General features: G+C 70.8%; 19 protein-coding genes and 1 pseudogene. 3 read left to right on the top strand and 17 right to left on the bottom strand.

What is annotated here, in order from left to right; all coding sequences use genetic code 11:
• Positions 1 to 64 precede the first annotated feature (64 nt).
• The 5 genes from ACFU3E_RS19580 to ACFU3E_RS19560 all read right to left on the bottom strand — a co-directional run bounded on the left by ACFU3E_RS19580 (position 65) and on the right by ACFU3E_RS19560 (position 6,741).
• The gene (locus ACFU3E_RS19580) at positions 65 to 904 is read right to left on the bottom strand and encodes a carbohydrate ABC transporter permease (RefSeq protein ID WP_384159400.1); all 840 of its coding nucleotides are present in this window, start codon (positions 902 to 904) and stop codon (positions 65 to 67) included.
• Complete coding sequence (locus ACFU3E_RS19575) at positions 901 to 2,262, bottom strand: ABC transporter permease subunit (RefSeq protein ID WP_384159397.1); 1,362 nt, start codon at positions 2,260 to 2,262, stop codon at positions 901 to 903. Before ACFU3E_RS19575 ends, ACFU3E_RS19580 begins: the two co-directional genes overlap by 4 nt.
• Positions 2,263 to 2,268: 6 nt before the next feature.
• On the bottom strand, positions 2,269 to 3,594 hold the full coding sequence (locus tag ACFU3E_RS19570; RefSeq protein ID WP_384159394.1) for an ABC transporter substrate-binding protein: 1,326 nt from the start codon (positions 3,592 to 3,594) through the stop codon (positions 2,269 to 2,271).
• Positions 3,595 to 3,661: 67 nt separating this feature from the next.
• A complete protein-coding gene (locus ACFU3E_RS19565) occupies positions 3,662 to 5,317 on the bottom strand; it encodes a glycoside hydrolase family 13 protein (protein WP_384159391.1) in 1,656 nt (551 codons plus the stop codon).
• Positions 5,318 to 5,469: 152 nt separating this feature from the next.
• The gene (locus ACFU3E_RS19560; protein ID WP_384159388.1) at positions 5,470 to 6,741 is read right to left on the bottom strand and encodes an ABC transporter substrate-binding protein; all 1,272 of its coding nucleotides are present in this window, start codon (positions 6,739 to 6,741) and stop codon (positions 5,470 to 5,472) included.
• Positions 6,742 to 6,862: 121 nt separating this feature from the next.
• On the opposite strand from ACFU3E_RS19560, the gene ACFU3E_RS19555 reads away from it, so the two are divergent.
• From ACFU3E_RS19555 to ACFU3E_RS19545, 3 genes are all read left to right on the top strand, one after another.
• Positions 6,863 to 7,378, top strand: a complete 516-nt coding sequence (locus ACFU3E_RS19555; RefSeq protein WP_384159385.1) for a PadR family transcriptional regulator — start codon at positions 6,863 to 6,865, stop codon at positions 7,376 to 7,378.
• Entirely contained in the window at positions 7,375 to 8,133 is a 759-nt protein-coding gene (locus tag ACFU3E_RS19550; protein WP_384159382.1) for an ABC transporter ATP-binding protein, read from the top strand. Before ACFU3E_RS19555 ends, ACFU3E_RS19550 begins: the two co-directional genes overlap by 4 nt.
• A gap of 102 nt (positions 8,134 to 8,235) precedes the next feature.
• Positions 8,236 to 10,518, top strand: coding sequence for an FtsX-like permease family protein (locus ACFU3E_RS19545; RefSeq protein ID WP_384159379.1), 2,283 nt, complete (start codon positions 8,236 to 8,238; stop codon positions 10,516 to 10,518).
• A 199-nt stretch (positions 10,519 to 10,717) separates the two neighbouring features.
• Here the strand turns inward: ACFU3E_RS19545 and pgi are convergent, their stop codons facing one another.
• From pgi to uvrC, 12 genes and pseudogenes are all read right to left on the bottom strand, one after another.
• Positions 10,718 to 12,370, bottom strand: coding sequence for a glucose-6-phosphate isomerase (gene pgi / locus ACFU3E_RS19540; RefSeq protein ID WP_384159406.1), 1,653 nt, complete (start codon positions 12,368 to 12,370; stop codon positions 10,718 to 10,720).
• Positions 12,371 to 12,529: 159 nt separating this feature from the next.
• Positions 12,530 to 13,942 (bottom strand): annotated as a pseudogene (locus ACFU3E_RS19535) (MFS transporter); the annotation flags it as partial.
• The gene (locus ACFU3E_RS19530; protein WP_003957010.1) at positions 13,863 to 14,198 is read right to left on the bottom strand and encodes an RNA polymerase-binding protein RbpA; all 336 of its coding nucleotides are present in this window, start codon (positions 14,196 to 14,198) and stop codon (positions 13,863 to 13,865) included. The gene ACFU3E_RS19530 and the pseudogene ACFU3E_RS19535, both read right to left, overlap by 80 nt.
• Before the next feature lie 208 nt (positions 14,199 to 14,406).
• Positions 14,407 to 14,643 carry a preprotein translocase subunit SecG gene (gene secG, locus ACFU3E_RS19525; protein ID WP_384159376.1) on the bottom strand — a complete coding sequence of 79 codons (237 nt, stop codon included), beginning with the start codon at positions 14,641 to 14,643 and terminating at the stop codon, positions 14,407 to 14,409.
• A 95-nt stretch (positions 14,644 to 14,738) separates the two neighbouring features.
• Positions 14,739 to 15,515, bottom strand: a complete 777-nt coding sequence (gene tpiA, locus ACFU3E_RS19520) for a triose-phosphate isomerase (protein ID WP_384159373.1) — start codon at positions 15,513 to 15,515, stop codon at positions 14,739 to 14,741.
• A 6-nt stretch (positions 15,516 to 15,521) separates the two neighbouring features.
• The gene (locus ACFU3E_RS19515; RefSeq protein WP_384159370.1) at positions 15,522 to 16,733 is read right to left on the bottom strand and encodes a phosphoglycerate kinase; all 1,212 of its coding nucleotides are present in this window, start codon (positions 16,731 to 16,733) and stop codon (positions 15,522 to 15,524) included.
• A gap of 140 nt (positions 16,734 to 16,873) precedes the next feature.
• Positions 16,874 to 17,881 carry a type I glyceraldehyde-3-phosphate dehydrogenase gene (gene gap, locus ACFU3E_RS19510; RefSeq protein WP_384159367.1) on the bottom strand — a complete coding sequence of 336 codons (1,008 nt, stop codon included), beginning with the start codon at positions 17,879 to 17,881 and terminating at the stop codon, positions 16,874 to 16,876.
• A 226-nt stretch (positions 17,882 to 18,107) separates the two neighbouring features.
• Positions 18,108 to 21,062, bottom strand: a complete 2,955-nt coding sequence (locus ACFU3E_RS19505; RefSeq protein ID WP_384159364.1) for a M14 family zinc carboxypeptidase — start codon at positions 21,060 to 21,062, stop codon at positions 18,108 to 18,110.
• Positions 21,063 to 21,213: 151 nt separating this feature from the next.
• Positions 21,214 to 22,203, bottom strand: coding sequence for a DNA-binding protein WhiA (gene whiA / locus ACFU3E_RS19500; protein WP_184845043.1), 990 nt, complete (start codon positions 22,201 to 22,203; stop codon positions 21,214 to 21,216).
• A complete protein-coding gene (yvcK, locus tag ACFU3E_RS19495) occupies positions 22,194 to 23,285 on the bottom strand; it encodes a uridine diphosphate-N-acetylglucosamine-binding protein YvcK (RefSeq protein WP_384159361.1) in 1,092 nt (363 codons plus the stop codon). Before yvcK ends, whiA begins: the two co-directional genes overlap by 10 nt.
• Positions 23,282 to 24,241 carry an RNase adapter RapZ gene (rapZ, locus tag ACFU3E_RS19490; protein ID WP_384159358.1) on the bottom strand — a complete coding sequence of 320 codons (960 nt, stop codon included), beginning with the start codon at positions 24,239 to 24,241 and terminating at the stop codon, positions 23,282 to 23,284. Before rapZ ends, yvcK begins: the two co-directional genes overlap by 4 nt.
• Entirely contained in the window at positions 24,238 to 26,313 is a 2,076-nt protein-coding gene (gene uvrC / locus ACFU3E_RS19485) for an excinuclease ABC subunit UvrC (RefSeq protein ID WP_384159355.1), read from the bottom strand. Before uvrC ends, rapZ begins: the two co-directional genes overlap by 4 nt.
• Positions 26,314 to 26,468 lie beyond the last annotated feature (155 nt).

The following is a 26,468-nucleotide window of genomic DNA, read 5'->3' as shown; positions in this document are numbered from 1 at the left end:
CCTGAACCCCCGCCTGTGTCCGGGGGTTCAGGGGCGGAGCCCTCTGTTCGTGCAGGTGCGGCGGCTACTTGACCGAGCCCGCCATCACGCCCTGCACGAAGTGCCTCTGGAATGCGAAGAACACGACGACGGGGACGACCAGGGACACGAACGCCCCCGGTGCCAGGACGTCGATGTTGCTCCCGAACTGGCGTATCTGGGACTGGAGTTGCACGGTCAGCGGCTGAGAAGCACTGTCCGCGAACAGCAGTGCCACCAGCATGTCGTTCCACACCCACAGGAACTGGAAGATGGCCAGGGAGGCGATCGCCGGCCGTCCGACGGGCAGGACCAGGCGTATGAAGATGCGCCACTCGCTGCCGCCGTCCATGCGCGCCGCCTCCAGCATCTCCTTCGGCATCTCGGCAAAGTAGTTGCGGAGCAGGAACACCGCGAACGGCAGACCGTAGGCCACGTGGAAGAGGACGACGCCGGGGATCGTGCCGAACAGGCCCAGCTGCCCGAAGAGTTTGGCGACCGGCAGCAGACCGATCTGCACGGGTACCACCAGCAGCGCGACCACGACGAGGAAGATCGCCTCCCGCCCGGGGAAGTCCAGCCAGGCGAAGGCGTACCCGGCGAGCGCCGCGACGACCACGACCAGCACCGTCGTCGGCACCGATATCAGCACCGTGTTCCAGAACGCCTGCGTGATCCCGGCGTTCCCCAGCAGCGACGAGTAGTTGTCGAGGGACAGCTGCCCGGGGCTGGAGAACACCGTCCACCAGCCGCCCTTCGCCGTGTCCTCGGCGGACCGCAGCGAGGACAGGAACAGCCCGGCCAGGGGCGTCATCCAGACGAGGCCCACAATGACGAGGAAGGCCTGGACGACCCCGTTGCCCAACCCGCGCCGAACCGCGTTCATCGCTGACTCCTTCGGAAACGGCGGACGTTGAACACCATGGCCGGGACGACCAGCAGCAGGAGCAGTACGCCGAGCGCGCTGCCGAGCCCCTGGTTGTTGCCGCCGCCGAACGACACCAGCCACATCTGTGTCGCGAGGACGGTCGCGTCCTCCTGCACGGGCCCGGGCGCGATGATGTAGACGAGGTCGAAGACCTTCATCACGTTGATGACGAGGGTGATGAACACGACCGAGAGGACGGGTGCCAGCAGCGGCACCGTGATCCGCCGGAAGATCTGCCACTCGTTCGCGCCGTCCATCCGCGCGGCCTCCAGGGCGTCCCGCGGCAGCGTCGACAGACCCGCCCCGATCAGCACCATGGCGAAGCCGGTCCAGATCCACAGGTAGGCGCCGATGATCGCCGGGGTGACCAGCGCCGGCCCGAGCCAGGAGACTCCGTCGTAGGGCTGGGCGAAGTTGGACGACGGCAGTCTCACCTCGTAGGAGCCCGGTTGGAGTCCCTCGAAGCGGAAGGAGCCGTCGGCGGCCGTGGTCGTCGAGGCGACCTGCTTGCCGTCGCGGACCGCCTCGACCTTCATCTGCGGCAGTCCGCTCTCCCGCCGGTCGACCTTGCCCTGCTCCCCTCCCCCGCCGGGCGTGAAGTCCAGGTAGACGACTCCGCGCAGTTCGTCGGCGGCGGCCTTCCGTCCCGCCGCCGCGTACGCGGGTTGCGCACCGCCCGGCAGGTCGCCGGGCTGCACGCCGACGAGGCCCAGCGCCACCGCGTCCCCGGGCGACACACTCGTGCTCGTGCGGTACGAGCCGTCCTTGTCCTTCGTCATGCCCTGCCCGTCACGCGCCCGGGCCGTCGGATACGAGGACTCTTCCTTGAAGGCGTCGTGGACGGAGACCACGGCGGCGTTGAGGACGCCCTTGTCGGGGTCCTCGTCGTAGGCGAGGCGGAAGATGATGCCGGCGGCGAGGAAGGAGACCGCCATCGGCATGAAGAGAAGCAGCTTGAAGGCGGTGGCCCAGCGGACCTTCTCCACCAGGACGGCCAGGATGAGGCCGAGGCCGGTGAGCAGGGCCGGGGCGATGACGACCCAGATGGCTGTGTTGCGAACGGCCTTGAGGGTCGTCGGGTCGCGGAACATCTCGGCGTAGTTGTCGCCGCCGACGAAGGTCGTCCCGGAGGCGTCGAAGAGGCTGCGGCCGATGCTGAACAGCACGGGGTAGACGACGAGCGCGCCGAGCAGCAACAGCGCGGGCAGCACGAACAGCAAGGCGATGATCTTCCCGCGCCGGCGCAGTCGCCGGGTGCGGTCGGCGACCGGGCCGGGCGGCGGGGAGCTCGTCTCTTTCACGAGGGTCGCTGTCATGGCGTATCAGTCCTGGTACGCCTTGGCCGCCGCGGCCTCGAGCTTCGCCGCGGTGCCCTTCGGGTCGGACGGGTCGCGCAGGAAGTCCTGGAGCAGCTTCCACTCGCCGGAGCCCTTGGTGCCGCCGAAGGCCGCCGGGGCCTGGTCGGACATGTCGAAGCGGACCGAGTCCCCGGCCTGGACGAGGGACTTGGCGGTGGCGCGGGTGACGTCGTCGCCGTAGGAGGCGAGGTCGAGCTTCTTGTTCGGGGAGAGGAAGCCGCCCGCCCCGGCCCACACGGCCGAGGCCTCGGGGGTCGCGAGGTACTCCAGGAGGGCCTGGGCGGCCTTCTGGTTCTTGCCGTCCTTGAGGACGACGGCCGCGTCACCACCGCTGACGACCGGTGCCTCGCCGCCGCCGACCGCCGGGAACGGGAAGAAGTTCGCGTCCTGGCCGACCTTCCTGCCGAACTGGTCCTTGGCGACGCCGGCGACGAAGTCGCCCTCGTAGACCATGCCCGCCTCGGGCTCCGGGCCGAACACCTTCTCCACCGAGCCGGGGAAGTCGGTGTTCAGGGCGCCCTTCTGGCCGCCGGCGATGAGCTGCTTGTCCTTGAAGAGCTTGCCGAGGGTCGTGAGGGCGTCGACGACGGACGCGTCGGTCCACTTGAGCTTGTGGGCGGCGAGGGCGTCGTACTTCTCGGGGCCCGCCTGGGAGAGGTAGACGTTCTCGAACCAGTCGGTGAGGGTCCAGCCGTCCTGCCCCGCCACGGAGAACGCGGCCAGGCCGGAGTCGGACACGGTCCGCCCCGCCTCGAGCATCTCGTCGTAGCTCTTCGGGGGCTTCACGCCGGCCTGCTCGAGGGCGTCGGGGCTGTACCAGACGGTCGACTTGTGGGCCGCCTTGAAGTACAGGCCGTAGAGGGTGCCGTCGACGCTGCCGTACTTCTTCCACACGGGGGCGTAGTCGGCGTCCACGGCCTGCTCGGTCTTCTTCGAGAGCGGCTTGAGCCAGCCCTGCTGCGCGAACTGCTTGAGCACGCCGACCTGCGGGACCATCACGACGTCGGGGGCGTTGCCGCCCTCGATCTTGCTGCCGACGACGGTGGAGACGTTGTCGCCGGTGGACACGAACTGCGTCTTGGCGCCGGTCTTCTCGGTGAAGGCGTCCAGCACCTTCTGGAAGTTCTTCTGCTCGGTGCCGGACCAGACGCCGGCCACGGTGATCGACTGGCCGCTGAGGGCCTTGTCGCCGCCGCCGGCCGAGACGGGTCCGCCGCCGCATGCGGTCGCGCCGAGCGCCAGGACGAGGGCGGTGCAGCCGGTGAGCAGGGTGGTACGTCGTCGCATCATCGTTGATGTCCCTTCGGAGGGTTCGCTTGCGGGGAGTTCGCTTGCGCGGATGTCGCTTGTAGGGCGGTCAGGAACGGATCCACCAGGCGGCCGTCGAGCCGGAGAGCACTCCGGGCGGGCAGGGGCCGCTGGCGAGCAGGGGGGAGCCGGGGACCGGCGCGGGGGTGGGGGCGGTACCGAAGTTGACGGCGCACACCAGGTCGCCGCGTTCGAAGGCCAGGACGCCGGGCGGGGCATCCAGCCAGCGCAGGGTGCCCTCACCCAACTGGGGCAGGGCGGCGCGCAGTTGCAGGCCGTCGCGGTACAGGTGCCAGAAGGAGCGGGTGTCGGCGAGGGCGCGGTCGGTGGCGTACTCGGCGAAGTACTCCGGCTGCGGCAGCCACGGCTTGGCGCTCTCCACACCGGGCGTGAAGCCGAACGGCGAGGCCTGGCCCGACCAGGGCAGCGGGACCCGGCAGCCGTCGCGGATGCGGGCCCGGCTGCCGGTGCGGCGGAAGATCGGGTCGGTGAGCACGTCGTCGGGCAGGTCCACGACCTCGGGCAGGCCGAGCTCCTCGCCCTGGTAGATGTACGCGGCGCCGGGCAGGGCCAGCATCAGCAACGCGGCGGCGCGGGCGCGGGCGGCCCCGACGCCGGCGCCCTCGGAGGCGGGTTCGCCGTACCGGGTGACGGTGCGGACCTGGTCGTGGTTGTTGAGGACCCAGGTGACGGTCGAGCCGGTCCCGGCGATGTCCTGTATGGCCTCGGCGATGACCTTCCGGAAGGCGTCGGCGTCCCAGGAGGCGCTGAGCAGGTCGAAGAAGAAGGCCTGGTGCAGCTCGTCGGAGCGGACGTACTGCGCGTGCTCGCGGGCGGTCGGGACGGACACCTCGCCGACGAGGAGGCGTTCGCAGCCGTCGCGCTCGGTGTACTCCTCGCATATGGAGCGCCAGCGCCGCCACACCTCGTGCACCTCGGGCTGGTTCCAGGCGAGCGGGTTGACCGAGTCGCGGGTACGGGCGTCGGCCTCCGGGTCGTCGGAGTCGGGCAGCTCCGGGTGCTTGTAGAGACCGGCGGCGACGTCGATGCGGAAGCCGTCGATGCCCCGGTCCAGCCAGAAGCGCAGGACCCGGTCGAACTCGGCGCCGATCTCGGGGTTGCGCCAGTTCCAGTCGGGCTGTTCGGGGGCGAACATGTGCAGGTACCACTGGCCGGGCGTCCCGTCCGGCTCGGTCACCCGGCTCCAGGCGGGACCGCCGAACATGGAGTGCCAGTTGTTGGGCGGCTCGGCGCCGTCCGGTCCGCGGCCGTCGGCGAAGTGGAAGCGGGCCCGGGCGGGGCTGCCGGCGGGCGCGGTGAGCGCCTCGCGGAACCAGGGGTGCTCGCTGGAGCAGTGGTTCGGGACGATGTCGAGCAGCACCTTGATGCCGAGCCGCCGCGCGGCCCCCACCAGCTGGTCGAACTCGCCGAGGTCGCCGAAGAGCGGGTCGACGTCGCAGTAGTCGGCCACGTCGTAGCCGTGGTCGTGCTGCGGCGAGGGATAGAAGGGGCTCAGCCAGATCCCGTCGACGCCGAGCTTCTTGAGGTACGGCAGTCCGGCGCGAACACCGGCGAGGTCGCCGATGCCGTCGCCGGTGCTGTCGAGGAAGCTGCGGACGTACACCTGATAGATCACTGCGTCACGCCACCAGTGGTGCCTGTTCAACCCATCGACCTGTCTCTGAGGAGGGCAGCGGTTATGCATGCATGTTAAGTAGGCGTGTCGAGAGGGTGTCAATGAAAAGGCAGAAGCTACCGACGGGTTGAGGTGGCCAAATCGGCACTTATCGGGTGATGCCGAACAAGATGAGACCCCGGCGTTACCTAACAAGTAAGTAGAGGGAGGCGCCGAGCGCGCTAACCGCGCGAGATGGCCGCGAGCTCTCGCGCCAGCCGCCGCACCGCAGCGGCGGGCGTCTGGTGCCCGGCCATCGCGTCGTGCACGACCGCCTGCACGACGAGGCTCACCTGGTCGTAGCGCGGGCTCTTGGGACGCGGCTCGGCCGCGAGCACGCTCGTCCGCAGCGTCGGCAGGTACGGAAACCTGCGGATGAGCTCGGCGTCCTTGTAGAGATCGGCCCGGACGGGCGGCAGCGCACCCCGGGTGAGGACCTGACGCTGGACGCGCTCACTGGTGAGGTACGCGATCAGGCGGGCCGCCGAGTCGGGGTGCCGCGCATGCGCGCTGACGGCCAGGTTGGAGCCGCCGAGGACGCTCGTCCCCGGCCCGTCGGGCCCGGGCAGGGGCACGGCGCCGACCATCCCGGCGACCTTCGAGCCGGGTGCGGAGGCGCCGACGTAGGCGTACGGCCAGTTCCGCAGGAAGAGCAGCCGGCCGTCCTGGAAGGCCTGTTTGGACTCCTCCTCCTTGTACGTCAGCGCTTCCCTGGGGATCCAGCCCTCGCGCACCCCGCGCGCCAGGAACCCGATGCCCTCGCGGGCCGCCGCCGAGTCGACGGTGACGCGCTCGCCCTCGTCGCCGAGGATCGAGCCACCCGCCGAGTAGACGGCCTCGGCCGCGTTCACGGTGAGGCCCTCGTACGGCAGGAACTGCCCGGCGTAGCCGTCGAGGCCGTACTTCGGGGCGATGGTCTTCGCGTACCGCTCCAGCTCCGCCCAGGTGCGCGGCGGCTCGACGCCCTCCTTCGCGAGGACGTCCTTGCGGTAGAGCAGCAGGCCGGCGTTGGTGACGTACGGGACGGCGTAGAGCTGCCCGTCATAGGTCGCCGTGTCCACGACCGGCTGGAGGAAGGTCCTCAGGGGGAAGCGGTCCCGGGGCAGCGGCCTGATCCAGCCCGCCGCGGCGAACTCCGGGGTCCAGTTGACATCGATGTTGAGGACGTCGAACCGGCTGCGGTCACCGTCGCGCAGGTCGGTGACCATCTGGGCCTGGGTCTCGTCGGCCGAGTCCGGCAGCTCGACCAGGGTGACCTTCTCGCCGGGGTGGGTACGATTCCAGCCCTCCAGCAGGGGGCCGAGGTAGCCGGTAAGGTCTCCGGCGGTGGCCAGGGTGAGGGGGCCTCGGCCGCCCTCCGGGGGCTGGCCCGCCTGTGCTCCGGCGGCGACGTAGCCGGTCAGGACCACGACGAGAACGAGGAGGCCCCTACCCGCGGCATGGATCCACCGCATAGGTTCCTCCCTGTACACCGGCGCTGGGCACCCTTGCCCGGAACAGAGGCCATGTATACCTGTTAGGTATGGGCGATACTAGGGCCTGGAGCACATTGGACCAGACAGGAGGACTGCACGCGTGCGCCTGCCCCTCCTGGCACTCCTCGCCCGCGGACCCGCCCATGGCTACGAGCTCAAGCAGGACCTTGAGCAACTGCTGGGCTCCGCGTACCCTCAGCCAAATATCGGCCAGATCTATGTGACCCTCGGCCGCCTCGAGAAGTCGGGACTGATCGAGGGCGAGGACGTGGCGCAGTCCAGCCGGCCCAACAAAAAGGTCTACCACCTCACCGACGCCGGGCGGGAGGCGCTGCGCGCCTGGTTCGAGGAACCCGAGGACGAGCCGCGGGTGCGGGACGAGTTCTTCATGAAGCTGGCACTCGCACCGCAGACCGGTCTCGCCGAGCAGATCTCCCTGATCAACGAGCAGCGGCGCCAGTACCTGAACACCATGCGTCAGATGTCGAAGCTGGCCGCCGCCGAGAACCGCGACAATCGCATCGCCCATCTGCTGATCGAGGGGGCGATGCTGCACCTGCAGGCCGACCTCGACTGGCTGGAACGGTGCCAGGAAGAGCTGGAGGAGCTGGAGTGAGCGACGACCGTCCCGCTCCCGTGCTGCGCGCCGAGGGCCTGGTGAAGACGCACCACGGCGAGGGCGCCCCGGCGCATGCCGTGCGCGGGGTCGGCCTGTGCGTACGGCAGGGCGAGTTCGTGGCGATCACCGGCCCGTCCGGCGCCGGCAAGTCGACGCTGCTGCATCTCCTCGGCGGGCTCCAGCGGCCGGACGCGGGCCACATCTGGCTCGACGGCGAGTCCACCGGCGCCTACAGCGAGGCGCGCTGGGCGGTGGAGCGCAGGAAGCGGATCGGGATCGTCTTCCAGTTCTTCAACCTCGTGTCGAACCTGTCCGTCGCCGACAACGTGGAGCTGCCCGCCCTGCTCGCCGGGACCCCGCCGAAGCAGGCGCGTGCCGAGCGCGAGGCGCTGCTGGCCGAGCTGGGCCTGACGGGCAAGGAGCGCAGCATGCCGGGCGAGCTGTCCGGCGGTGAGCAGCAGCGCGTCGCCCTGGCCCGGGCCCTGGTCAACCACCCGCCGCTGCTGCTGGCCGACGAGCCCGCGGGCAGCCTCGACAGCAAGGGCACCCGCGAGGTGATGCGGCTGCTGTCCCGCTTCCACCAGCGCGGCCAGACGATCGTGCTGGTCACCCATGACGCCCGGCTGGCGAGCGCCGCGGACCGGGTGATCAGCTTCTTCGACGGCCGGATCGCCGACGACGCGGAACTCGACGGCGGCTCCACCCCGCCGCGCCGCGCCGGCATATCCGGTGTGCTGGAGCTCAAGGACTGACATGCGGGTCAGCGACGACGGTGCCGGCATGCGCGTCCACGACCGCGCGGACATGCGCTTCGACGACGAGCGCGCGATGCGCGCGCCGAGGGGCTGAGGCCCGTGCGAGCCACCCTGCGCTGGGCGCACTCCGATCTGCGCACCCACCGCGGCGAGGCACTGTTCCTCGTCCTCGCCACCGCGGGCATCGTCGCCTCCCTGCTGCTGGCCACGGCCCTGTTCGGCTACGCGACCAACCCCTGGCAGCGCGTCTTCACCACGTCGCACGGCGCGCACGTGTGGCTGCACACCGACACCACGGCCGACACCGGGAAGCTCACCGCGCTGGACGGCGTCGACTCCGTCGCCGGCCCCTACCCCACCGCCGCCACCACGGTCTCCTCCCGGGGCAGCCGCGCCGCTGTCGAACTCCGCGGCACCCCGGAACGGCCCTCCGTCGGCCGCCCGCCGATCGTCTCCGGCCACTGGCTGGACCCCTCGACCCCGAACGGGGTCGTCCTGGAGAGCCGCCTCGCCCGCGCCCTGCTGGCCGAGCCCGGCGACACCCTCGCCGTGCCCGGCACCGCCCGCGAGCTGACCGTCGTCGGCCTCGCCGACAGCGCCGAGCCGCGCTACCGGCCCGGTGAGCAGCCGGGCCTGGTGTGGGCCCTGCCGTCGGCCGTGCCGGACCCCGGCGGCCAGGTGATCGGGCTGCGGCTGACGGACCCGGGCGACACGTCCTACGTCGTCCAGCGCGCCGTGACGGTGCTGGGAGCCGGGGCGATCGGCGAGGTCTCCACCTGGCAGCAGGCGCGGGCCGAGGCGCAGGGCGACAACCGGCTGCTCGGTCAGGTGCTGGGCCTGTTCGGGCTGGGCGCGCTGGCCGCGGCCGGGCTCGCCGTGCACGGGGCGATCGGCACCCGCATCCGCGGCCACCTGCGCGACCTCTCCGTCCTGAAGGCCATCGGCTTCACCCCCGGCCAGGTGGTCCGGATCTTCCTGCTCCAGCACCTTGCCTACGCCCTGCTGGGCGCCCTGGCCGCCGCCGGCCTCGCCGAGGCCCTGGGCAGCCGCATCCCGGGGCGGCTCGGGGACGCGGTCGGCGTGTGGCAGGGGCTGCCCGGGCACACCGTGGCGTTGCTCGTGGTGCCGGCCGGCGCGGTGCTGTTCATCGGCGCGACCACCGGGCTGGCCGCCTGGCGGGCCGGACGGGTGCCGCCGGTGCCGGTACCGAGGCCCGCAGCGACCTCGGGCGGACGGCTGTCCGGCGTGGCGCGCCGGGCACTCGGCGTGCGGATTCCGCCCGCGCTGGTGCTGGGCTGGCACAAGGCGTTCACCCGCCGCCCCCGTTCCCTGGCCACCGTCGCCCGGCTCACGCTGCCCCTGCTGCTGATCGTCGTCGCGATGAGCGCCTGGACCACCATCGACCGCTTCCACCGCGAACCCGAGCGGATCGGCCTGCCCACCACCCTCAGTGTCCGTGCCGACGCCGGCCTGAGCGAGGAGCAGACCCGCACGCTCCTGGAACGGGACCCGGGGGTGGCCGCCGCCTACCCGGGCGTCGAGACCGCCGCCCTGGTCCCCGGACAGACGGCGACCATCGCACTGCGCGGCCTCGGCACCCACCAGGATCCCTACCCGTACACCCTCGCCGAGGGCCGCCCCGCCCGCGGCGCCGACGAGGCCGTGGCCGGGCAGGGGCTGCTCGACCTGCTGGACGTGCGCGTCGGCGACTGGGTCCGGATGACCGTCGGCGACCAGCCGCAGATCCTGCACATCGTGGGCCGCAGCATCGAGCCGGAGAACGCCGGCCGGGTCATCTCCACGTCCCTCGACACCCTCCGCGCGAACGACCCGGGGCTCCGCCCCACCCTCTACGAGCTCCGCCTCGACCCCGGCGCCGACCCGCGGGAGGCCGCCGACCGGCTCGCCGCGGCCGGGCGCGGCCACCTGGACGTGCACACGGTTGCCAACCCCGCGGACGGGCTGTCCCCGCTGCGCGCGGTCGTGGCCGGGCTGATCGCCGTCCTCGCCCTCATCGGGCTCATCGAGCTGCTGACCGCGATCGGCGGCACCGTCCGCGAGGGCGAACGGGACCTGCTGGCTCTGAAGGCCATCGGCCTGTCCCCCCGGCAGATCACGGCGATCACCGTCACGGCCACCGGCCTCACGGCCCTGGCGGCCGTCCTCGCCGCCACCGCCCTGGGCCTGCCGCTCGCCCACTGGCTGATCGACTCCCAGGGCCGGTCCAGCGGCATCGGCGCGGGCATCGCCCAAGTCCCCTCCGCGATCCTGATGGTGCCGCTCGGCGTGGCAGCGGTACTCTGCGCGGCCCTGCTGGCCGCCGTCCCCGCGGCCCGGGCGGCCAGGCGGCGCCTCGCGGACACGCTGAGCGCGGTGGCCTGAGCCCGGCGGCTTCGCCGGTCAGCCGCCGTACGGGGCTTGCGGGCGGTACGGCGCCTGCGGGTGGGGTGCGTACGGGTGCTGCGGGTGGTGCCGCGTGCGCGGGCCACTTCGCGCTCCCCCGAGCACTCGCCGTGATGATCGCCCGGGAGCCCACGGGAAGCGGACGCCGCGCTGCCGCCCGCTTCCCGTCCGGCGCCCGTCACTTCCGGCCGCGCAGCTCCCGGTACCTGGCGACCAGCGCCTCGGTGGAAGCGTCCAGGCCATGGACCTCGGCGCCCTCGGTCAGCGCGGGCTCGACGCGCTTGGCGAGGACCTTGCCGAGCTCCACTCCCCACTGGTCGAAGGAGTCGATGTTCCACACCGCGCCCTGCACGAACACCTTGTGCTCGTAGAGGGCGACCAGCTGGCCGAGAACGGACGGCGTCAGCTCGGGCGCGAGGATCGTGGTCGTCGGGTGGTTGCCCTGGAACGTCTTGTGCGGCACCAGCTCCTGAGGCACACCCTCGGCCCGCACCTCATCGGGCGTCTTGCCGAAGGCGAGCGCCTGCGTCTGGGCGAAGAAGTTGGCCATCAGCAGATCGTGCTGCGCCTTCAGCTCCTCGCTCAGCTCGCGGACCGGCCGGGCGAAGCCGATGAAGTCCGCCGGGATCAGCTTCGTGCCCTGGTGGATGAGCTGGTAGTAGGCGTGCTGCCCGTTGGTGCCGGGCGTGCCCCACACGACCGGGCCGGTCTGCCACTCCACCTCGCGCCCGTCCCGGCCGACGTACTTGCCGTTCGACTCCATGTCCAGCTGCTGGAGATAGGCGGTGAACTTCGACAGGTAGTGGCTGTAGGGCAGGACGGCGTGGGACTGGGCGTCGTGGAAGTTGCCGTACCAGATGCCCAGCAGGCCCAGCAGCAACGGCACGTTGGACTCGGCGGGGGCGGTCCGGAAGTGCTCGTCGACGATGCGGAACCCGTCGAGCATCTCGCGGAAGTGGTCCGGGCCGATGGCGATCATCAGGGCCAGGCCGATCGCCGAGTCGTACGAGTAGCGGCCGCCGACCCAGTCCCAGAACTCGAACATGTTGGCCGTGTCGATGCCGAACTGGGCGACCTTCTCGGCGTTCGTCGACAGCGCCACGAAGTGCTTGGCCACTGCGGCCTCGTCGGCGAGCGCGTCCAGCAGCCAGGAGCGCGCGGACGTGGCGTTGGTGACCGTCTCGATGGTGGTGAAGGTCTTGGAGGCGATGACGAACAGCGTCTCCGCCGGGTCCAGGTCCCGTACCGCCTCGTGCAGGTCGGCGCCGTCCACGTTCGACACGAAACGCACCGTCAGCGAGCGGTCCGTGAAGGCGCGCAGCACCTCGTAGGCCATCGCGGGGCCGAGGTCGGAGCCGCCGATGCCGACGTTGACGATGTTGCGGATCCGGCGGCCGGTGTGGCCGGTCCACTCGCCCGAACGCACCCGGTTCGCGAAGTCCGCCATCTTGTCGAGCACGGCGTGCACGTCCGGCACCACGTTCTCGCCGTCCACCTCGATCACCGCGTCCCGCGGGGCGCGCAGCGCGGTGTGCAGCACGGCCCGGTCCTCGGTGGTGTTGATCTTCTCGCCGCGGAACATGGCGTCCCGGAGTCCGAAGACGTCGGTGGCGGCGGCCAGTTCGCGCAGCAGCCGCAGGGTGTCGTCGGTGACGAGGTGCTTGGAGTAGTCGACGTACAGGTCACCGACCCGGAGGGTGTACGCGGTGCCGCGGCCGGAGTCGGCGGCGAACAGCTCACGCAGCCGGACTTCGCCGAGCTCCTCGCGGTGCTTGGCCAGTGCCGTCCACTCGGGCGTCCGGTTGAGCCTGGTACGGCCGTCTGCGTTCATCTCGGACTTCAGCCTTCTTTCGTGTTCTGCCTGCGTACCTTGCCCCGCTGCCGGTCCCAACCTAATGGAGCAGCGCGTGGCACCGGCTGTCGTGGTGCCGTCCTCCGGCCCAACAACAGATACGTTCGCCTTGAGCACGGGTGTCAGCGCGAGGACGGCGAGGGCGAAGAAGGCGGCCGTGAGCAGGGGTGGGGTGCTGGGCCCCCAGGCGGCTGCGACGGCGCCGCCCAGCAGGGCGCCGAGGGGCACTCCGGCGAAGGCCAGGGTCCGGAAGGCCGAGCTGACCCGGCCCAGGAGCCGGGCGGGGCTGCGCTCCTGCATGAGCGTCGTCGTGTTGATGTTCCACACCATGCCCAGGAGCCCGAAGACGGCCAGCGCGCCCACCAGCACGGCCAGGCTGCGCACGGTGCCCATGACGACGAGGAGCGCGGTCTGCACCGAGCCGGCGAGCAGCACCGACCGGAGCCGGCCGAGCCGCTCCACCAGCCGGCCGTTCACCACTCCCCCGGCCAGGCTGCCCAGGGTGAAGGCGGTGCCCGCCGCCGCGTATCCGGCGGGGCCCGCATCGAGCCAGCCGGTGACGAGGACGACCAGCATGGCGAGCTGGGTGCCCATGCCGATGTTGCACAGGGCCGTGGCGGCGCACAGGGCGCGCAGGGCGCGGTCGCGCCACAGCGTGCGCAGGCCCTCGGCGATCTCCCGGCGCAGTGTGCTGCCCGCAGGCCTCGGCTTCCGGTCGGACTCGGCGGCCGGCAGGGCGGCGATCAGCGCGGCGGCCACGAGGAAGGTCACGGCGTCGGCCGCGAACGGCACGGCTGTCCCGGCCGCCAGCAGCAACGGCACGACAGGACCGCCGAACAGACCGCCGGCGATGCGCTGGCCGGTCATCAGCCGGGCGTTGGCGCTGCCGAGCGCGTCCCGCTCGACCAGAGCGGGCAGCAGCGCCGTGGCGGCGTTGTCGAAGAGGGTCTGGAGGGTGGTGAGGGCGACGGCCAGCACGATGAGCAGGCCGATCGAGGCGTGTCCGAGTGCGATGGCCAGCGCGAAGGCGGCGACCAGCAGCCCGCGTAACGCGTCCACCGTCCACATGGCCCGCCGCTGGTCCACCCGGTCGGCGACGGCCCCGCCGAGCAGGCCGAAGACGATCCAGGGCAGATAGCCGCAGGCCGTGACGGAGGCGATGAGCAGCGGATCATCGGTCAGGGTGACGGCCAGCAGGGGCAGCGCGGCCGTCCGCAGCGCGTCGCCGAAGCTGGACAGCACGGCGGCGCTCCACAGCCGTCCGAAGCCCCCGCGCCACGCGGGCGCGCGCACTCCCCCGAGCTCTTCGAGCAGAGGGGTGCCCCCGACCACCTCTACCTTCGCCACCGCTCCCCCTGACGGCTCGTCCGATGCACAAACCGTAGAGGGCGCCACTGACAATCGGGTCGGCGGCGAGGGTCGGGACAGCAGCTCGGCCGGGCACCTGTGGGTGTCCGGCCGGTCTCGATTCCTAGATCTCGCCCCGCAGTTTGGCGAGCGCCTCGGCGAGGATCGCCTCGCCGTCCGCGTCGCTGCGCCGCTCCCGCACATACGCCAGGTGCGTCTTGTAGGGCTCGGTGCGCGGCGGGTCCGGGGGGTTGTCCCGGTCCTGGCCGGCCGGGAATCCGCAGCGGGGACAGTCCCAGGTATCGGGCACCTGCGCGTCGCTGGCGAAGCTCGGCTGGGTCTCGTGTCCGTTGGAGCACCAGAAGGAGATGCGCAGCCGCGGCGCGGACTCGCCGCGCTCGGCCTCGCCCATCGGCCCCGCCCCGACCCGGCTTCCCCGGATCGCGTTGCCACTTGCCACGGTCGTAACTCCCTGCGTGATGGTGCCGCGAAGCGAGTCGGCGTTCCGCTTCGCTGCGAGCGCCTCAGTCTACGTAAGGCCCAACGCGCGTCCAGTGATTGGAGTTACAACCCTCACACCTAGACGCAAGCCCCATGATAGGCCGCGCTCAGCTGCGCGTACCGAACATGGGGCCCTACGTACGAGTTCCGTGCGGATTGCGGATCGGTCAGTTGTTCACCTTCATCAGGATGCCGAGCACGACAATGCACGCGAACCACATCAGACCGACCACGACGGTGATCCGGTCGAGGTTGCGCTCGGCGACCGAGGAGCCGCCGACGGAGGACTGCATGCCGCCACCGAACATGTCGGAGAGGCCGCCGCCCTTCCCCTTGTGCATCAGCACCAGCAGCATCAGCAGCAGGCTGAAGACGATCAGGGCGATGGAGAACCCCAGAACCACGGCTGGACCAACTTCCTCGGATGCGGATGGACGACGCGGGGCCCAGCACAGCGCTGGACCCCGCAAGGGTACGACGGATCGCCGCTACGGCCTACTCACTGGTCACGGAAGCGCACGATCTTGACGAACTCGTCGGCGTCGAGCGATGCGCCGCCGACCAGGGCGCCGTCGATGTCGGCCTGGGACATGATCTCCGCGACGTTGCCCGCCTTGACCGAGCCGCCGTACTGGATGCGGACCTTGTCGGCCAGGTCCTGCGAGTACAGCTCGGCGATCTTGCCGCGGATCGCCGCGCAGACCTCCTGGGCGTCCTCGGCGCCGCAGACCTTGCCGGTGCCGATGGCCCAGACGGGCTCGTAGGCGATCACGACGGTCTCGGCCTGCTCGGCGGGGAGGTCCTTCAGACCGCCCTCGACCTGGGCGAGGGTGTGGGAGACGTGATGGCCCGCCTCGCGGACCTCCAGCTCCTCGCCGACGCACAGGATGGGGGTCAGGCCGTGCTTGTAGGCGGCCTTGACCTTGGCGTTCACCAGCTCGTCGGTCTCGGCGTGGTACTGGCGGCGCTCGCTGTGGCCGATGGCGACGTACGTGCACTTGAGCTTGGCCAGCATGGGGCCGGAGATCTCGCCGGTGAAGGCACCGCTGTCGTGCGCCGAGATGTCCTGGGCACCGTACTTGATCTTGAGCTTGTCGCCGTCGACCAGGGTCTGCACGGAGCGCAGGTCGGTGAAGGGCGGCAGGACGGCGACCTCGACGGCCTCGTAGTCCTTGTCGGCCAGGGCGAAGGCGAGCTTCTGGACGTGGGCGATGGCCTCGAGGTGGTTGAGGTTCATCTTCCAGTTGCCCGCCATCAGCGGCGTGCGCGTGCTCATAAAGGGTCAGTCCTCCAGTGCGGCGAGGCCGGGGAGCGTCTTGCCCTCGAGGTATTCGAGGGAGGCGCCGCCACCGGTCGAGATGTGGCCGAATGCGTTCTCGTCGAAGCCCAGGATGCGGACGGCGGCGGCGGAGTCGCCACCACCGACCACCGTGAAGGCCCGGGAGTCGAGGAGAGCCTGGGCGACCGCCTTGGTGCCCTCGGCGAAATCGGGGTGTTCGAAGACGCCCATGGGGCCGTTCCAGAAGACGGTGGCGGCGTCGACGATCTTCGAGGCGTACAGCTTGCGTGACTCGGGGCCGATGTCCAGGCCCATCTGGCCGGCCGGCATGGCGTCCGCGGCGACGGTGCTGGGCCCGGCCGGAGCCTTGGTCTTGAGGTCCGGGAACTCCGGCGCGACCACGACGTCCACGGGCAGGATCAGCTCGACGCCGGTCTTCTCGGCGCGCTCGATGTACTCCTGGACGGCCGGGAGCTGGTCCTCCTGGACCAGGGACGTGCCGATCTCGTGGCCCTTGGCCTTGAGGAAGGTGAAGACCATGCCGCCGCCGATGAGCAGGCGGTCGGCCTTGCCGAGCAGCTGGTCGATGACGGCGAGCTTGTCGGACACCTTGGCGCCGCCCAGGACGACGGCGTAGGGCCGCTTGACGTCGTCGGTGAGCTTCCTCAGGACGCCGACCTCGGTGGCGATGAGGTAGCCGGCGTAGTGCGGCAGGCGGGCCGGAAGGTCGAAGACCGAGGCGTGCCCCCGGTGCACCGCGCCGAAGCCGTCGCCGACGTAGACGTCCGCGAGGGCGGCGAGCCGGTCGGCGAAGGCGCCGCGCTCGGCGTCGTCCTTGCTCGTCTCACCGGCGTTGAAGCGCAGGTTCTCGACGACCGCGACCTGGCCGTCGGCGAGGCCGGCGACGGTGGCCCGGGCGGACTCGCCGACCGTGTCGGTCGCGAAGGCCACGTCCGACCCGAGGAGCTCACCGAGGCGCGCGGCGGCCGGGGCGAGGGAGAAGGCCGGGTCCGGGGCGCCCTTGGGGCGGCCCAGGTGCGAGGCGACGACCACGCGGGCGCCCGCGTCGGCGAGGGCCTTGACGGTGGGCAGCACGGCCCGGATGCGGCCGTCGTCGGTGATGGTGGTGCCGTCCAGCGGCACGTTCAGGTCGGCGCGGACGAAGACCCGCTTGCCCGCCACTCCTTCGGAGAGGAGTTCGTCGATCGTCTTCATGAGGGACTCCTGAAAGAGCTCGTGATCGCTCGAAAGCGCTCGTGATCGAACAGCTCTGATCTGTACGTGAGTCAGGGCTCGGACGGCGCGTCCTCGCGCCGCCCGAGCCCTGCTTCACATGGACGTGCCTGCTGGGTTGATCAGAGCTGGTTGCCGACGAAGACCGTAAGGTCCACGAGGCGGTTGGAGTAGCCCCACTCGTTGTCGTACCAGCCGATGACCTTCACGTTCTTGCCCTCCTGGACCATGGTCAGGGAGGAGTCGAAGGTGCAGGACGCCGGGGCGTTCACGATGTCGGAGGAGACGATCGGGTCCTCGGTGTATTCGAGGATGCCCTTGAGCTCACCCTCCGCGGCCTTCTGGAAGGCGGCGTTGACCTCTTCCTTGGTGACCTCGCGGGACAGCTCGAGGACCAGGTCGGTGACCGAACCGGTCGGGACCGGGACACGCATGGCCATGCCGTCCAGCTTGCCCTTGAGCTGCGGCAGGACCAGCGCGGTGGCCTTGGCAGCACCCGTGGTGGTCGGAATGATGTTCTCGGCGGCGGCACGCGCGCGGCGCAGGTCCTTGTGCGGGAAGTCCAGGATGCGCTGGTCGTTGGTGTACGCGTGCACCGTCGTCATCAGGCCCTTGACGATGCCGAAGTTCTCGTCGAGAACCTTCGCCATCGGCGCCACACAGTTGGTGGTGCAGGAGGCGTTGGAGATGACGTGGTGGTTCGCCGGGTCGTACTTGTCGTGGTTGACGCCCATCACGATGGTGACGTCCTCGTCCTTGGCCGGAGCCGAGATGAGGACCTTCTTCGCGCCACCGGCGATGTGCTTCTCGGCGTCGGCCTTCTTGGTGAAGATGCCGGTCGACTCGATGACGATGTCGACGCCCAGCTCGCCCCACGGGATGTCGGCGGGGTTGCGCTCGGCGAGGACCTTGATGGTCTTGCCGTCGACGGTGATCGTGTCGGCGGTGTGGGTGACCTCTTGCTTGAGGCGGCCCAGGATCGTGTCGTACTTCAGCAGGTGAGCTGTGGTCGCGGTGTCACCCAGGTCGTTGACAGCCACGATCTCGATGTCTGCACCCTGCTCCAGGAGCGCGCGGAAGTAGTTACGACCGATGCGGCCGAAGCCGTTGATGCCTACGCGGATCGTCACGAACCGATCTCCTCGTTGGTACGCCGGCCATGAAGTGCCGGCGAGCTCTGTTTGGGATGTCCCCGACCGCCTACGACCCTACCTCCCTGAAGCCCCGGTGGTGACATCCAGATGCCTCATACACGGCAGGGCGGCCCGTACCCGCCAGTAGGGGTACGGACCGCCCCCGCCGAAGGCAAGATCACTCGAAGTGGCTACCCATGACGCGCCCTGTTGACCAGGGAGGTCACCTGTCCAGGGACGCGAGTGCCTTCCTCATCAGTGCCGCCCGGTCGGCCGCTGCGGTGACATGCTCCAGGCCGAAACCCAGCAGCACGGTGTCGTCCGTGGTGACCGCGCCGTACGTCTGGAACAGGGCTCCGGTGCGCGCCCAGTCCTTGAGGACGGCCGGGCTGCCCGCGGGCGGTCCGGCGACCTTCCAGGCGCCGAGCGAGGTCTCGAAACCCTCGGTCTCCTTCGCCGTGCCGCCGACGACGAGCGAGGCGTCGTCGGCGAGGACGCCGTGCCCGCCGCTGCCCGGGTCGGTGACGTAGCTGACCGAGACTTCGACCGTCTTGCCGGCGTAGGCGCCCAGGTCGAAGTCCACCTGCTGCCAGCCGCTGGAGGCGCCGGTGAGGCTGTTCCACGTGCCGGTGGTACCGGTCGCGGTGCAGCCGTCCTCCGTCACGGTCAGGTAGTGCTTCAGCCAGGGGTGCTCGTTGACGTAGAACCCGCCCTGGCACTCCGTCGGCACGGTGGTCCTGGTGGCGCCGCCCGCCTCGGGGAGGGTCGTCCAGTCGTCGGCACCCGTGGTGCGGGCCTCGACGATGACGTGGTCGTAGCCGGGCTCCGTGTCCCACAGCAGCTGGGTGCGCAGGGTGGGCTTCTCGGCCGCGGCGGTGCCGGTGAGGTCCACGGTGCGGGTGAGGCGCTTGTAGGCGTCGTCGGTGTGGACGGCGGCTGCCATCGAGGAGCCCGCGTACGGCCCGTACGGATTGACCGTGCCGGCGAACTGCCCGGCACCCTTGCTCGCGAACTGCGGGAACGTGTCGGCCCCCAGTTCGTCGGAGGTGACGCTGTAGGTGCCGGCCTTGTCCAGCGGGTTGCCGGGGGCCGCGCCCAGCGGGCTCGTGACGCCGCCCAGCTCGCCGGAGCCGGTGAAGCCGGTGGCCCCGGGGGTGGCGGTGCGGGTGTAGGCGCCCAGATAGTACTGGCTGAAGTCGTCCGACAGCGCGCCGCCGCCGAGGTCCACGGTGCCGCCGGCCTGCTCACCGGCCTCGATCAGCCGGCCGCCCTCGTTGAGGAAGGCCCGCAGCTGGAGCTGGGTGGCGACACCCGGGGCGTTCGTGCCCGTGTAGTGGACGACGGTGTCGAAGTGGCTCAGCACACCCAGCGCGTCCGGCGCGCCCTGCTCGGCCACGTCCCAGACGATCGCCTTGCGGCCGCTCGCCTTGAGCGCGTCGACGTACGTCCGCGCCTGCGTGGCGGCAGCGCCCTCCTCGGCGACGACGAGGGCGTTCGCCCGGGGCCGCTCTGCGACGGTGTAGGTGAAGCGCTCGCTGGAGACCTTCTTGCCACTCCTGGCCTCGCCGGTGAACCACACCTCGACCCTGTCGCCCGGTTCGCCGTCCTTGACCTTGGCCCGGTACTCGTCGAAGTAGAGGTTGTCCTCACCGCCGTAGGTCTCGCCGCCCTTCCAGGGCCTGAGCGCCATGTCCTCGGTGCGGCCGCCGTTGACGCGGTACTTGAGCTCCTTGTCGCGCACCGACTTCCGTACGACGACGGACACCTCCTGGTCGGCGCCGCGGGAGTACGACGTGCCGAACGCGGCCGGGGTGAAGTCGGCAGCCTTCAGACCCACCGACGAGAACGGCCGGTCGGGGTGGGCGGCGGACTCGGCGACGGAGAGCGCGAAGGGGACGTTCTTGGCGAACTCCTGCTGGATCAGCTTCTCGTCGTCCGGGAAGGTGAAGACCGACTGGCAGTCGGCCCTCTTCCACTCGTCGTTCGGGTCGAGGTCCGAGGCGCTCTGGCAGGTCGACATCTCGGGGGTGAACATCGCCAGACCGTTGACGTTCGCCGCGTGGCCGTCCGCCTCACCGTTGGTGGTGTACAGCTCGGAGGAGAGCTGCGGGTGGTAGCCGGGGATCGCGGAGTTGCCGGGCGTACCGGCGAGCGCCTCGTACAGGACGTCGTCCGGGGTGTGCGTGGCCACCTGCCAGCCGACTCCGTAGAGGATGAGTTCGGCGGCGGAGTGGTAGTTGATGCCGTACGTGAAGCCGATCCGCTTCTGGAAGGCGTCCAGGGCCTGGGTCTCCGGCTCGGAGCCCGGGCCGGCGCCGCGGTAGGTCTGGCTGGTGGGGTTGGGGGACGAGCCCTCGTCGTCGTAGCCCCACTTGTAGGCGAAGTTGCGGTTGAGGTCGACGCCGTCGCCGGTGGTGATGGTGCCGTCGCCGTTGACGTCCCGCAGGTTCTTGCGCCACTGCCGGTTGGCGGGGTCCGCGAAGGAGTAGTCGTAGCCGTCGGGGTTGGCCGACAGCAGGAACCACAGTTCGGTGGAGTCGACGAGCTTCTTGACGCGCCGGTCCTTCTTGTAGTTGTCCAGGTAGTGGTGCATCAGACGCCGGGTCATCTCCGGCGTGATCCACTCGCGCGCGTGCTGGTTGGACATGTAGAGGACGGAGGGCTTGGAGCCGTCCTTCGTCTTCTTCGCACGCTTGGTGAGCTTCAGCGCGAGGATGTCCTGGCCCTTGATGGTCTTGCCGATGGAGACGACCTTGGTGAGGCCCGGGTTCTCCTGCGCGGTCCGCAGGAGTTCCTCGCGCAGGCCGCCCTTGCCGCTGTACGGGCGGAACACACCCTCGGCGGCGTCCTCGACGCGGGCCTCGGCCCGGGTGGAGAGTTCGTGCTCGGTGAGGCCGACGCCCTGCTTCTCCAGCTTCTTCGCCTGCTGGTCCGTCAGGTAGACCTCGACGGTCGCGGTGCCCTTCTCGGGCACCCGCTCACTCAGTTCGTGGCCGTCCTGGCCGGCCGCCAGCAGCAGGGGTACCTGCTTATGGGTGACCTCGGCGCGGAAGACCTTGACTTCGTCCGGGTCGGACGGGGTCGAACTCCCCGGTTGTGCCTGGGCGATGGGTGCGAAGCCCGCTCCGCCGATCAGGAGCGCGCCGACAGCGAGGATCGATCTCGCTCTTCGTCTCATGAACCCCCCTAGCGTGGGTCCGCCGCAGCAGCGAACAGATGCCAGGCTCATGACAGACCATGATCGAGTCAAGGGCGCCTCAGCGACACGCAGAAGCCGGTGCCGGTCACCCAAATGGGCCCCTGCACCGGCTTTCTGACGGCGTGTGGGATCAGCCCACCAGGTTGTCGGCCAGCTCCTCGCTGAGGTTGGCCTCCGTGCCCGGAATGCCGAGGTCGGAGGCGCGCTTGTCGGCCATCGCCAGCAGGCGGCGGATCCGGCCGGCGACCGCGTCCTTGGTGAGCGGCGGATCGGCGAGCGCGCCCAGCTCCTCCAGGGAGGCCTGCTTGTGCTCCATGCGCAGCCGGCCGGCGGCGGCGAGGTGCTCGGGCACGTCGTCGGCGAGGATCTCCAGGGCGCGCTGCACCCGCGCCCCGGCCGCGACGGCAGCGCGCGCCGAGCGGCGCAGGTTGGCGTCGTCGAAGTTGGCCAGCCGGTTCGCCGTGGCACGCACCTCGCGGCGCATCCGGCGCTCCTCCCAGGCCAGCACCGACTCGTGCGCGCCGAGGCGGGTCAGCAGGGCGCCGATCGCGTCACCGTCCCGGACGACGACCCGGTCCACGCCGCGCACCTCGCGGGCCTTCGCGGGGATCTGGAGGCGCCGGGCGGCGCCTACCAGGGCGAGCGCTGCCTCCGGGCCGGGGCAGGTCACCTCCAGGGAGGAGGAGCGGCCGGGCTCGGTGAGCGAGCCGTGCGCCAGGAACGCGCCACGCCAGGCGGCCTCGGCGTCGCAGGTGGCCCCCGAGACCACCTGCGGGGGCAGGCCGCGGATCGGGCGGCCCCGCCCGTCGACCAGGCCGGTCTGGCGAGCGAGCTGGTCGCCGCCCGCCACGACCCGCACCACGTAACGCGAGCCACGGCGCAGCCCGCCCGGAGCCATCACGATCAGTTCGGAGCTGTGGCCGAAGATCTCCAGGATGTCGCGCTTGAGCCGGCGGGCCGCCATCGCCGTGTCCAGCTCCGCCTCGATCACGATCCGACCGCTCACCAGGTGAAGGCCGCCGGCGAACCGCAGAATGGCGGAGACCTCCGCCTTTCTGCAGCAGGTCCGGGTGACGGGGAGCCGGGAGATCTCATCCTTCACCGCTGCCGTCATCGCCATGGGCCGATCCTTCCATGCATCCGAAAAATACGGTCGTACGCGGCGGCCAACAGCTCCGGGTCGTGCCTCGGGGTGCCGTCGGGCCGGGCCACCGGCGCCAGCTCGACCGCGGCCCCGAACCGCTTGGCGGCATCGGTCAGGGAGTCACGGTCGGGCACGGCGGCCTCGTCGGCCAGCACCACGTCCAGGGCGAGTTTAGGGGCGTGTCGTCCCAAAACCTCCAAATGACGCTGCGGGGAGAAGCCCTCGGTTTCTCCGGGCTGCGGCGCGAGGTTCAGGGAGAGTACCCGGCGGGCCTTCGTCTGCGAGAGCGCGTCCAGCAACTGGGGCACGAGCAGGTGCGGAATGACCGAGGAGAACCAGGAGCCGGGGCCGAGCACCACCCAGTCCGCGTCAAGGACCGCCTCGACCGCCTCGGGCACGGCCGGCGGGTCGCACGGCACGAGGTGCACGGACTGCACCTCGCCCGGGGTGAGGGCGACGGTCGCCTGGCCGCGGACCGTGTCGACCTCCTCCGGGAGCGCCGGGTCATGGCCCTTGACCAGGGCCTGGAGCTCCAGGGGCACGGCGGACATCGGCAGCACGCGCCCCTGTGCGCCCAGCAGCCGTCCGACCAGGTCGAGGGCCTGGACATGGTCGCCGAGCTGCTCCCACAGGGCGACGATCAGCAGGTTGCCGACCGCGTGCTCGTGCAGGTCGCCCTTGGACTGGAAGCGATGCTGGATGACCCGGGCCCAGGTCTGGCCCCAGTCGTCGTCGCCGCACAGCGCGGCCAGCGCCTTGCGCAGATCACCCGGCGGCAGCACGCCCAGCTCGTCGCGCAGCCGGCCGCTGGAGCCGCCGTCGTCGGCCACGGTGACGACGGCGGTGAGGTCGCCGGTGATCCGGCGCAGCGCGGCGAGCGAGGCCGACAGGCCCATGCCGCCGCCGAGGGCGACGACCTTGGGCTGGGTGCCCCGGCGGCGCGCTCTGCCGCCCCGGGCCTCGGCGGGCCGGCCGCCCTTGCCGCCGACGCCCTTTCCGCCGTTGCCCTCGGGCACCACGCGGCGCAGCCGGCTCAGCCGCGGTGTACGTCGTGTCATTCGCGTCCCATGTCCCGGTGTACGACCACCGTCTCCACGCCCTCGGCGGCGAGCCGGGCGGCGAGCTTCTCCGACATGGCGACCGAGCGGTGCTTGCCGCCCGTGCAGCCCACCGCGATGGTCACATAGCGCTTGCCCTCACGGCGGTAGCCGGTGGCGACCAGCTGGAGGAGCTCCGTGTAGCGGTCGAGGAACTCCTTGGCGCCGGGCTGGTTGAAGACGTACCCGGCGACCTCGTCGTTGAGGCCCGTGTACGGACGCAGCTCCGGGACCCAGTGCGGGTTCGGCAGGAAGCGGCAGTCGACGACGAGGTCGGCGTCGACCGGCAGGCCGTACTTGTAGCCGAACGACATGACCGTGGCCCGCAGCTCCGGCTCCTCCTCGCCGGCGAACTGGGCGTCCATCTTGGCGCGCAGCTCGTGCACGTTCAGGCTGGAGGTGTCGATCACCAGGTCGGCGTCACCGCGCAGCTCGCGCAGCAGCTCGCGCTCGGCGTCGATGCCGTCGACGATGCGCCCGTCGCCCTGCAGGGGATGCGGGCGGCGCACCGACTCGAAGCGGCGGACCAGGGCCTCGTCGGAGGACTCCAGGAAGACGATCCGCCGCGTGACGTTCTTCGCCTCCAGGTCGGCCAGGGACTCGCGGAGGTTGTCGAAGAAGCGGCGGCCGCGGACGTCGACGACGACGGCGATCCGCGCCACGTTGCCCTGGGAGCGGGCGCCGAGCTCCACCATGGTGGGGATCAGCGCGGGCGGCAGGTTGTCGACGACGAACCAGCCGAGGTCCTCCAGGCACTTCGCCGCCGTGGAGCGCCCGGCTCCGGACATGCCGGAGATGATCACCAGTTCGGGGATGGCCGCGTCCGGGACCGGGGCCTTCTCGTCGGGCGTGCCCGTACTCACCTGTGCTCCGTCTCCGGCTCGCTCTTGTTGTCCGTCGTGCTCGTTCACATTCATGTCTCCTGCCCCCGTCGTTCGTCCGGGGCGCCCATCGTCATGGGTTCCCCACTGGAACCCATGGTGCCGGGTTCTTCCTCCATGATCTCTCCAGTCGCCGTGTTGACGGCGGGTGCGGCCGGGGCCGAGCGGGCGAGGGTCGCAGAGATCGTCTCGGCCGTCTTCCGGCCTATGCCGGGGACCTCGCAGATCTGGTCGATGGTGGCGGATCGCACTTTCTTCAACGAACCGAAGTGCTTCAGAAGTGCCTGCTTGCGCGTGTCCCCGAGGCCGGGGACGTCGTCCAGTGGGCTGGAGCGGAAGCGCTTGGACCGCTTCGCGCGCTGGTAGGTGATCGCGAACCTGTGGGCCTCGTCACGGACGCGCTGGAGCAGATACAGACCCTCGCTGGTGCGGGGCAGGACCACCGGGTCGTCGTCGCCGGGCAGCCAGACCTCCTCCAGCCGCTTGGCGAGGCCGCACACGGCGATGTCGTCGATGCCCAGCTCGTCGAGGGCGCGCCGGGCCGCCGCGACCTGCGGGGCGCCGCCGTCGACGACCACGAGCTGGGGCGGGTAGGCGAACTTCTTGGGGCGGCCGTCGTCCTCGGTGAGGGTGCTTTCCGTGCTCTCCCGGCTCTCCGTGCCCGGGCCGTCCGGGGCGTCCTCGCCCTCCGTCCACTCGCCCGTCTTCTCCTTCTCGGCGAGATAGCGCCGGAAGCGGCGGGTGATCACCTCGTGCATGGAGCGGACGTCGTCCTGCCCCGCGAAGCCCTTGATCTGGAAGCGGCGGTACTCACTCTTGCGGGCGAGTCCGTCCTCGAAGACGACCATGGAGGCCACGACGTCGTCACCCTGGAGGTGGGAGATGTCGTAGCACTCGATCCTGAGCGGGGCGCTGTCCAGGTCAAGGGCGTCGGCGATCTCCTCCAGGGCGCGCGAGCGCGTGGTCAGGTCGGAGGCGCGCTTGGTCTTGTGCAGCACGAGTGCCTGCTGGGCGTTGCGCTGCACGGTCTCCATGAGGGCCTTTTTGTCGCCGCGCTGCGGGATGCGCAGGGAGACACCCGAGCCGCGCCGCCCGGTGAGCCACTCCTGAACGGGCTCGACGGGGTCCGGCAGGGCCGGGACCAGGACCTCCTTGGGAACGGCGTCGCCCGTCTCCTCGCCGTAGAGCTGCTGGAGGGCGTGCTCGACGAGGGCGCCGGTGGTGATCTCCTCCACCTTGTCGGTGACCCAGCCGCGCTGGCCGCGCACGCGTCCGCCGCGCACGTGGAAGATCTGGACGGCCGCCTCCAGCTCGTCCTCGGCGACCGCGATCAGATCGGCGTCGGTCGCGTCGGCGAGCACGACCGCGTTCTTCTCCATGGCCTTCTTGAGGGCCCCTATGTCGTCGCGCAGCCGGGCCGCCCGCTCGTACTCCATCTCGTCGGCCGCTTCCGCCATCTGCTTCTCCAGGCGGCGGATGTACGTGTTCGTACGGCCGGTCATGAAGTCGCAGAACTCGTCGGCCAGTTCGCGGTGTTCCTCGGCGGAGACCCGGTCGACGCAGGGGGCCGAGCACTTGCCGATGTAGCCGAGGAGGCAGGGGCGGCCGGTGCGGGCGGCGTTCTTGAAGACGCCGGCCGAGCAGGTGCGCACGGGGAAGACGCGCAGCAGCAGGTCGACCGTGTCGCGGATCGCCCACGCGTGCGCGTACGGCCCGAAATAGCGGACGCCCTTCTTCTTGTGACCGCGCATCACCTGCACGCGGGGGTACTCCTCGTTCATCGTCACCGCGAGGTACGGGTAGCTCTTGTCGTCGCGGTACTTGACGTTGAACCGGGGGTCGTACTCCTTGATCCACGAGTACTCCAGCTGGAGCGCCTCGACCTCCGTGGACACCACCGTCCACTCCACGGACGCGGCCGTGGTGACCATGGAACGAGTGCGCGGGTGCAGGCCCGCCAGGTCCTGGAAGTAGTTCGCCAGGCGCTGGCGCAGGCTTTTCGCCTTTCCGACGTAGATCACCCGGCGGTGCTCGTCACGGAACCTGTAGACCCCCGGCGAGTCGGGGATCTCACCCGGTTTGGGGCGGTAGCTGGAGGGGTCGGCCATGTCTCACACCCTACTGGCGAGCACCGACAGTCCGGCGCGGCCGCAGGGCAGGATCACGGCCCGGGCGGGAGGGCAGTTTCCAACGGCATGTCCCGCCCCGGGGTTACGGCCCCCCGGGAGCGGGAATGGGGCTCACCCACGGGACACGGCGACGT

It is taken from the genome of Streptomyces sp. NPDC057424 (genome assembly GCF_042803315.1).
Lineage (GTDB): Bacteria > Actinomycetota > Actinomycetes > Streptomycetales > Streptomycetaceae > Streptomyces.
Note: the sequence above shows the minus strand (reverse complement) of the source record. Positions and strands in the feature narration are given on the sequence as shown.

Excerpts from the sequence above, each read along its gene's own strand:
- ACFU3E_RS19580 (WP_384159400.1), bottom strand. The coding sequence starts at position 904 with ATGAACGCGGTTCGGCGCGGGTTGGGCAACGGGGTCGTCCAGGCCTTC.
- ACFU3E_RS19575 (WP_384159397.1), bottom strand. The coding sequence starts at position 2,262 with ATGACAGCGACCCTCGTGAAAGAGACGAGCTCCCCGCCGCCCGGCCCG.
- ACFU3E_RS19570 (WP_384159394.1), bottom strand. The coding sequence starts at position 3,594 with ATGATGCGACGACGTACCACCCTGCTCACCGGCTGCACCGCCCTCGTC.
- ACFU3E_RS19565 (WP_384159391.1), bottom strand. The coding sequence starts at position 5,317 with ATGCATAACCGCTGCCCTCCTCAGAGACAGGTCGATGGGTTGAACAGG.
- ACFU3E_RS19560 (WP_384159388.1), bottom strand. The coding sequence starts at position 6,741 with ATGCGGTGGATCCATGCCGCGGGTAGGGGCCTCCTCGTTCTCGTCGTG.
- pgi (WP_384159406.1), bottom strand. The coding sequence starts at position 12,370 with ATGAACGCAGACGGCCGTACCAGGCTCAACCGGACGCCCGAGTGGACG.
- tpiA (WP_384159373.1), bottom strand. The coding sequence starts at position 15,515 with ATGAGCACGCGCACGCCGCTGATGGCGGGCAACTGGAAGATGAACCTC.
- ACFU3E_RS19515 (WP_384159370.1), bottom strand. The coding sequence starts at position 16,733 with ATGAAGACGATCGACGAACTCCTCTCCGAAGGAGTGGCGGGCAAGCGG.
- ACFU3E_RS19505 (WP_384159364.1), bottom strand. The coding sequence starts at position 21,062 with ATGAGACGAAGAGCGAGATCGATCCTCGCTGTCGGCGCGCTCCTGATC.
- whiA (WP_184845043.1), bottom strand. The coding sequence starts at position 22,203 with ATGGCGATGACGGCAGCGGTGAAGGATGAGATCTCCCGGCTCCCCGTC.
- yvcK (WP_384159361.1), bottom strand. The coding sequence starts at position 23,285 with ATGACACGACGTACACCGCGGCTGAGCCGGCTGCGCCGCGTGGTGCCC.
- rapZ (WP_384159358.1), bottom strand. The coding sequence starts at position 24,241 with ATGAATGTGAACGAGCACGACGGACAACAAGAGCGAGCCGGAGACGGA.
- uvrC (WP_384159355.1), bottom strand. The coding sequence starts at position 26,313 with ATGGCCGACCCCTCCAGCTACCGCCCCAAACCGGGTGAGATCCCCGAC.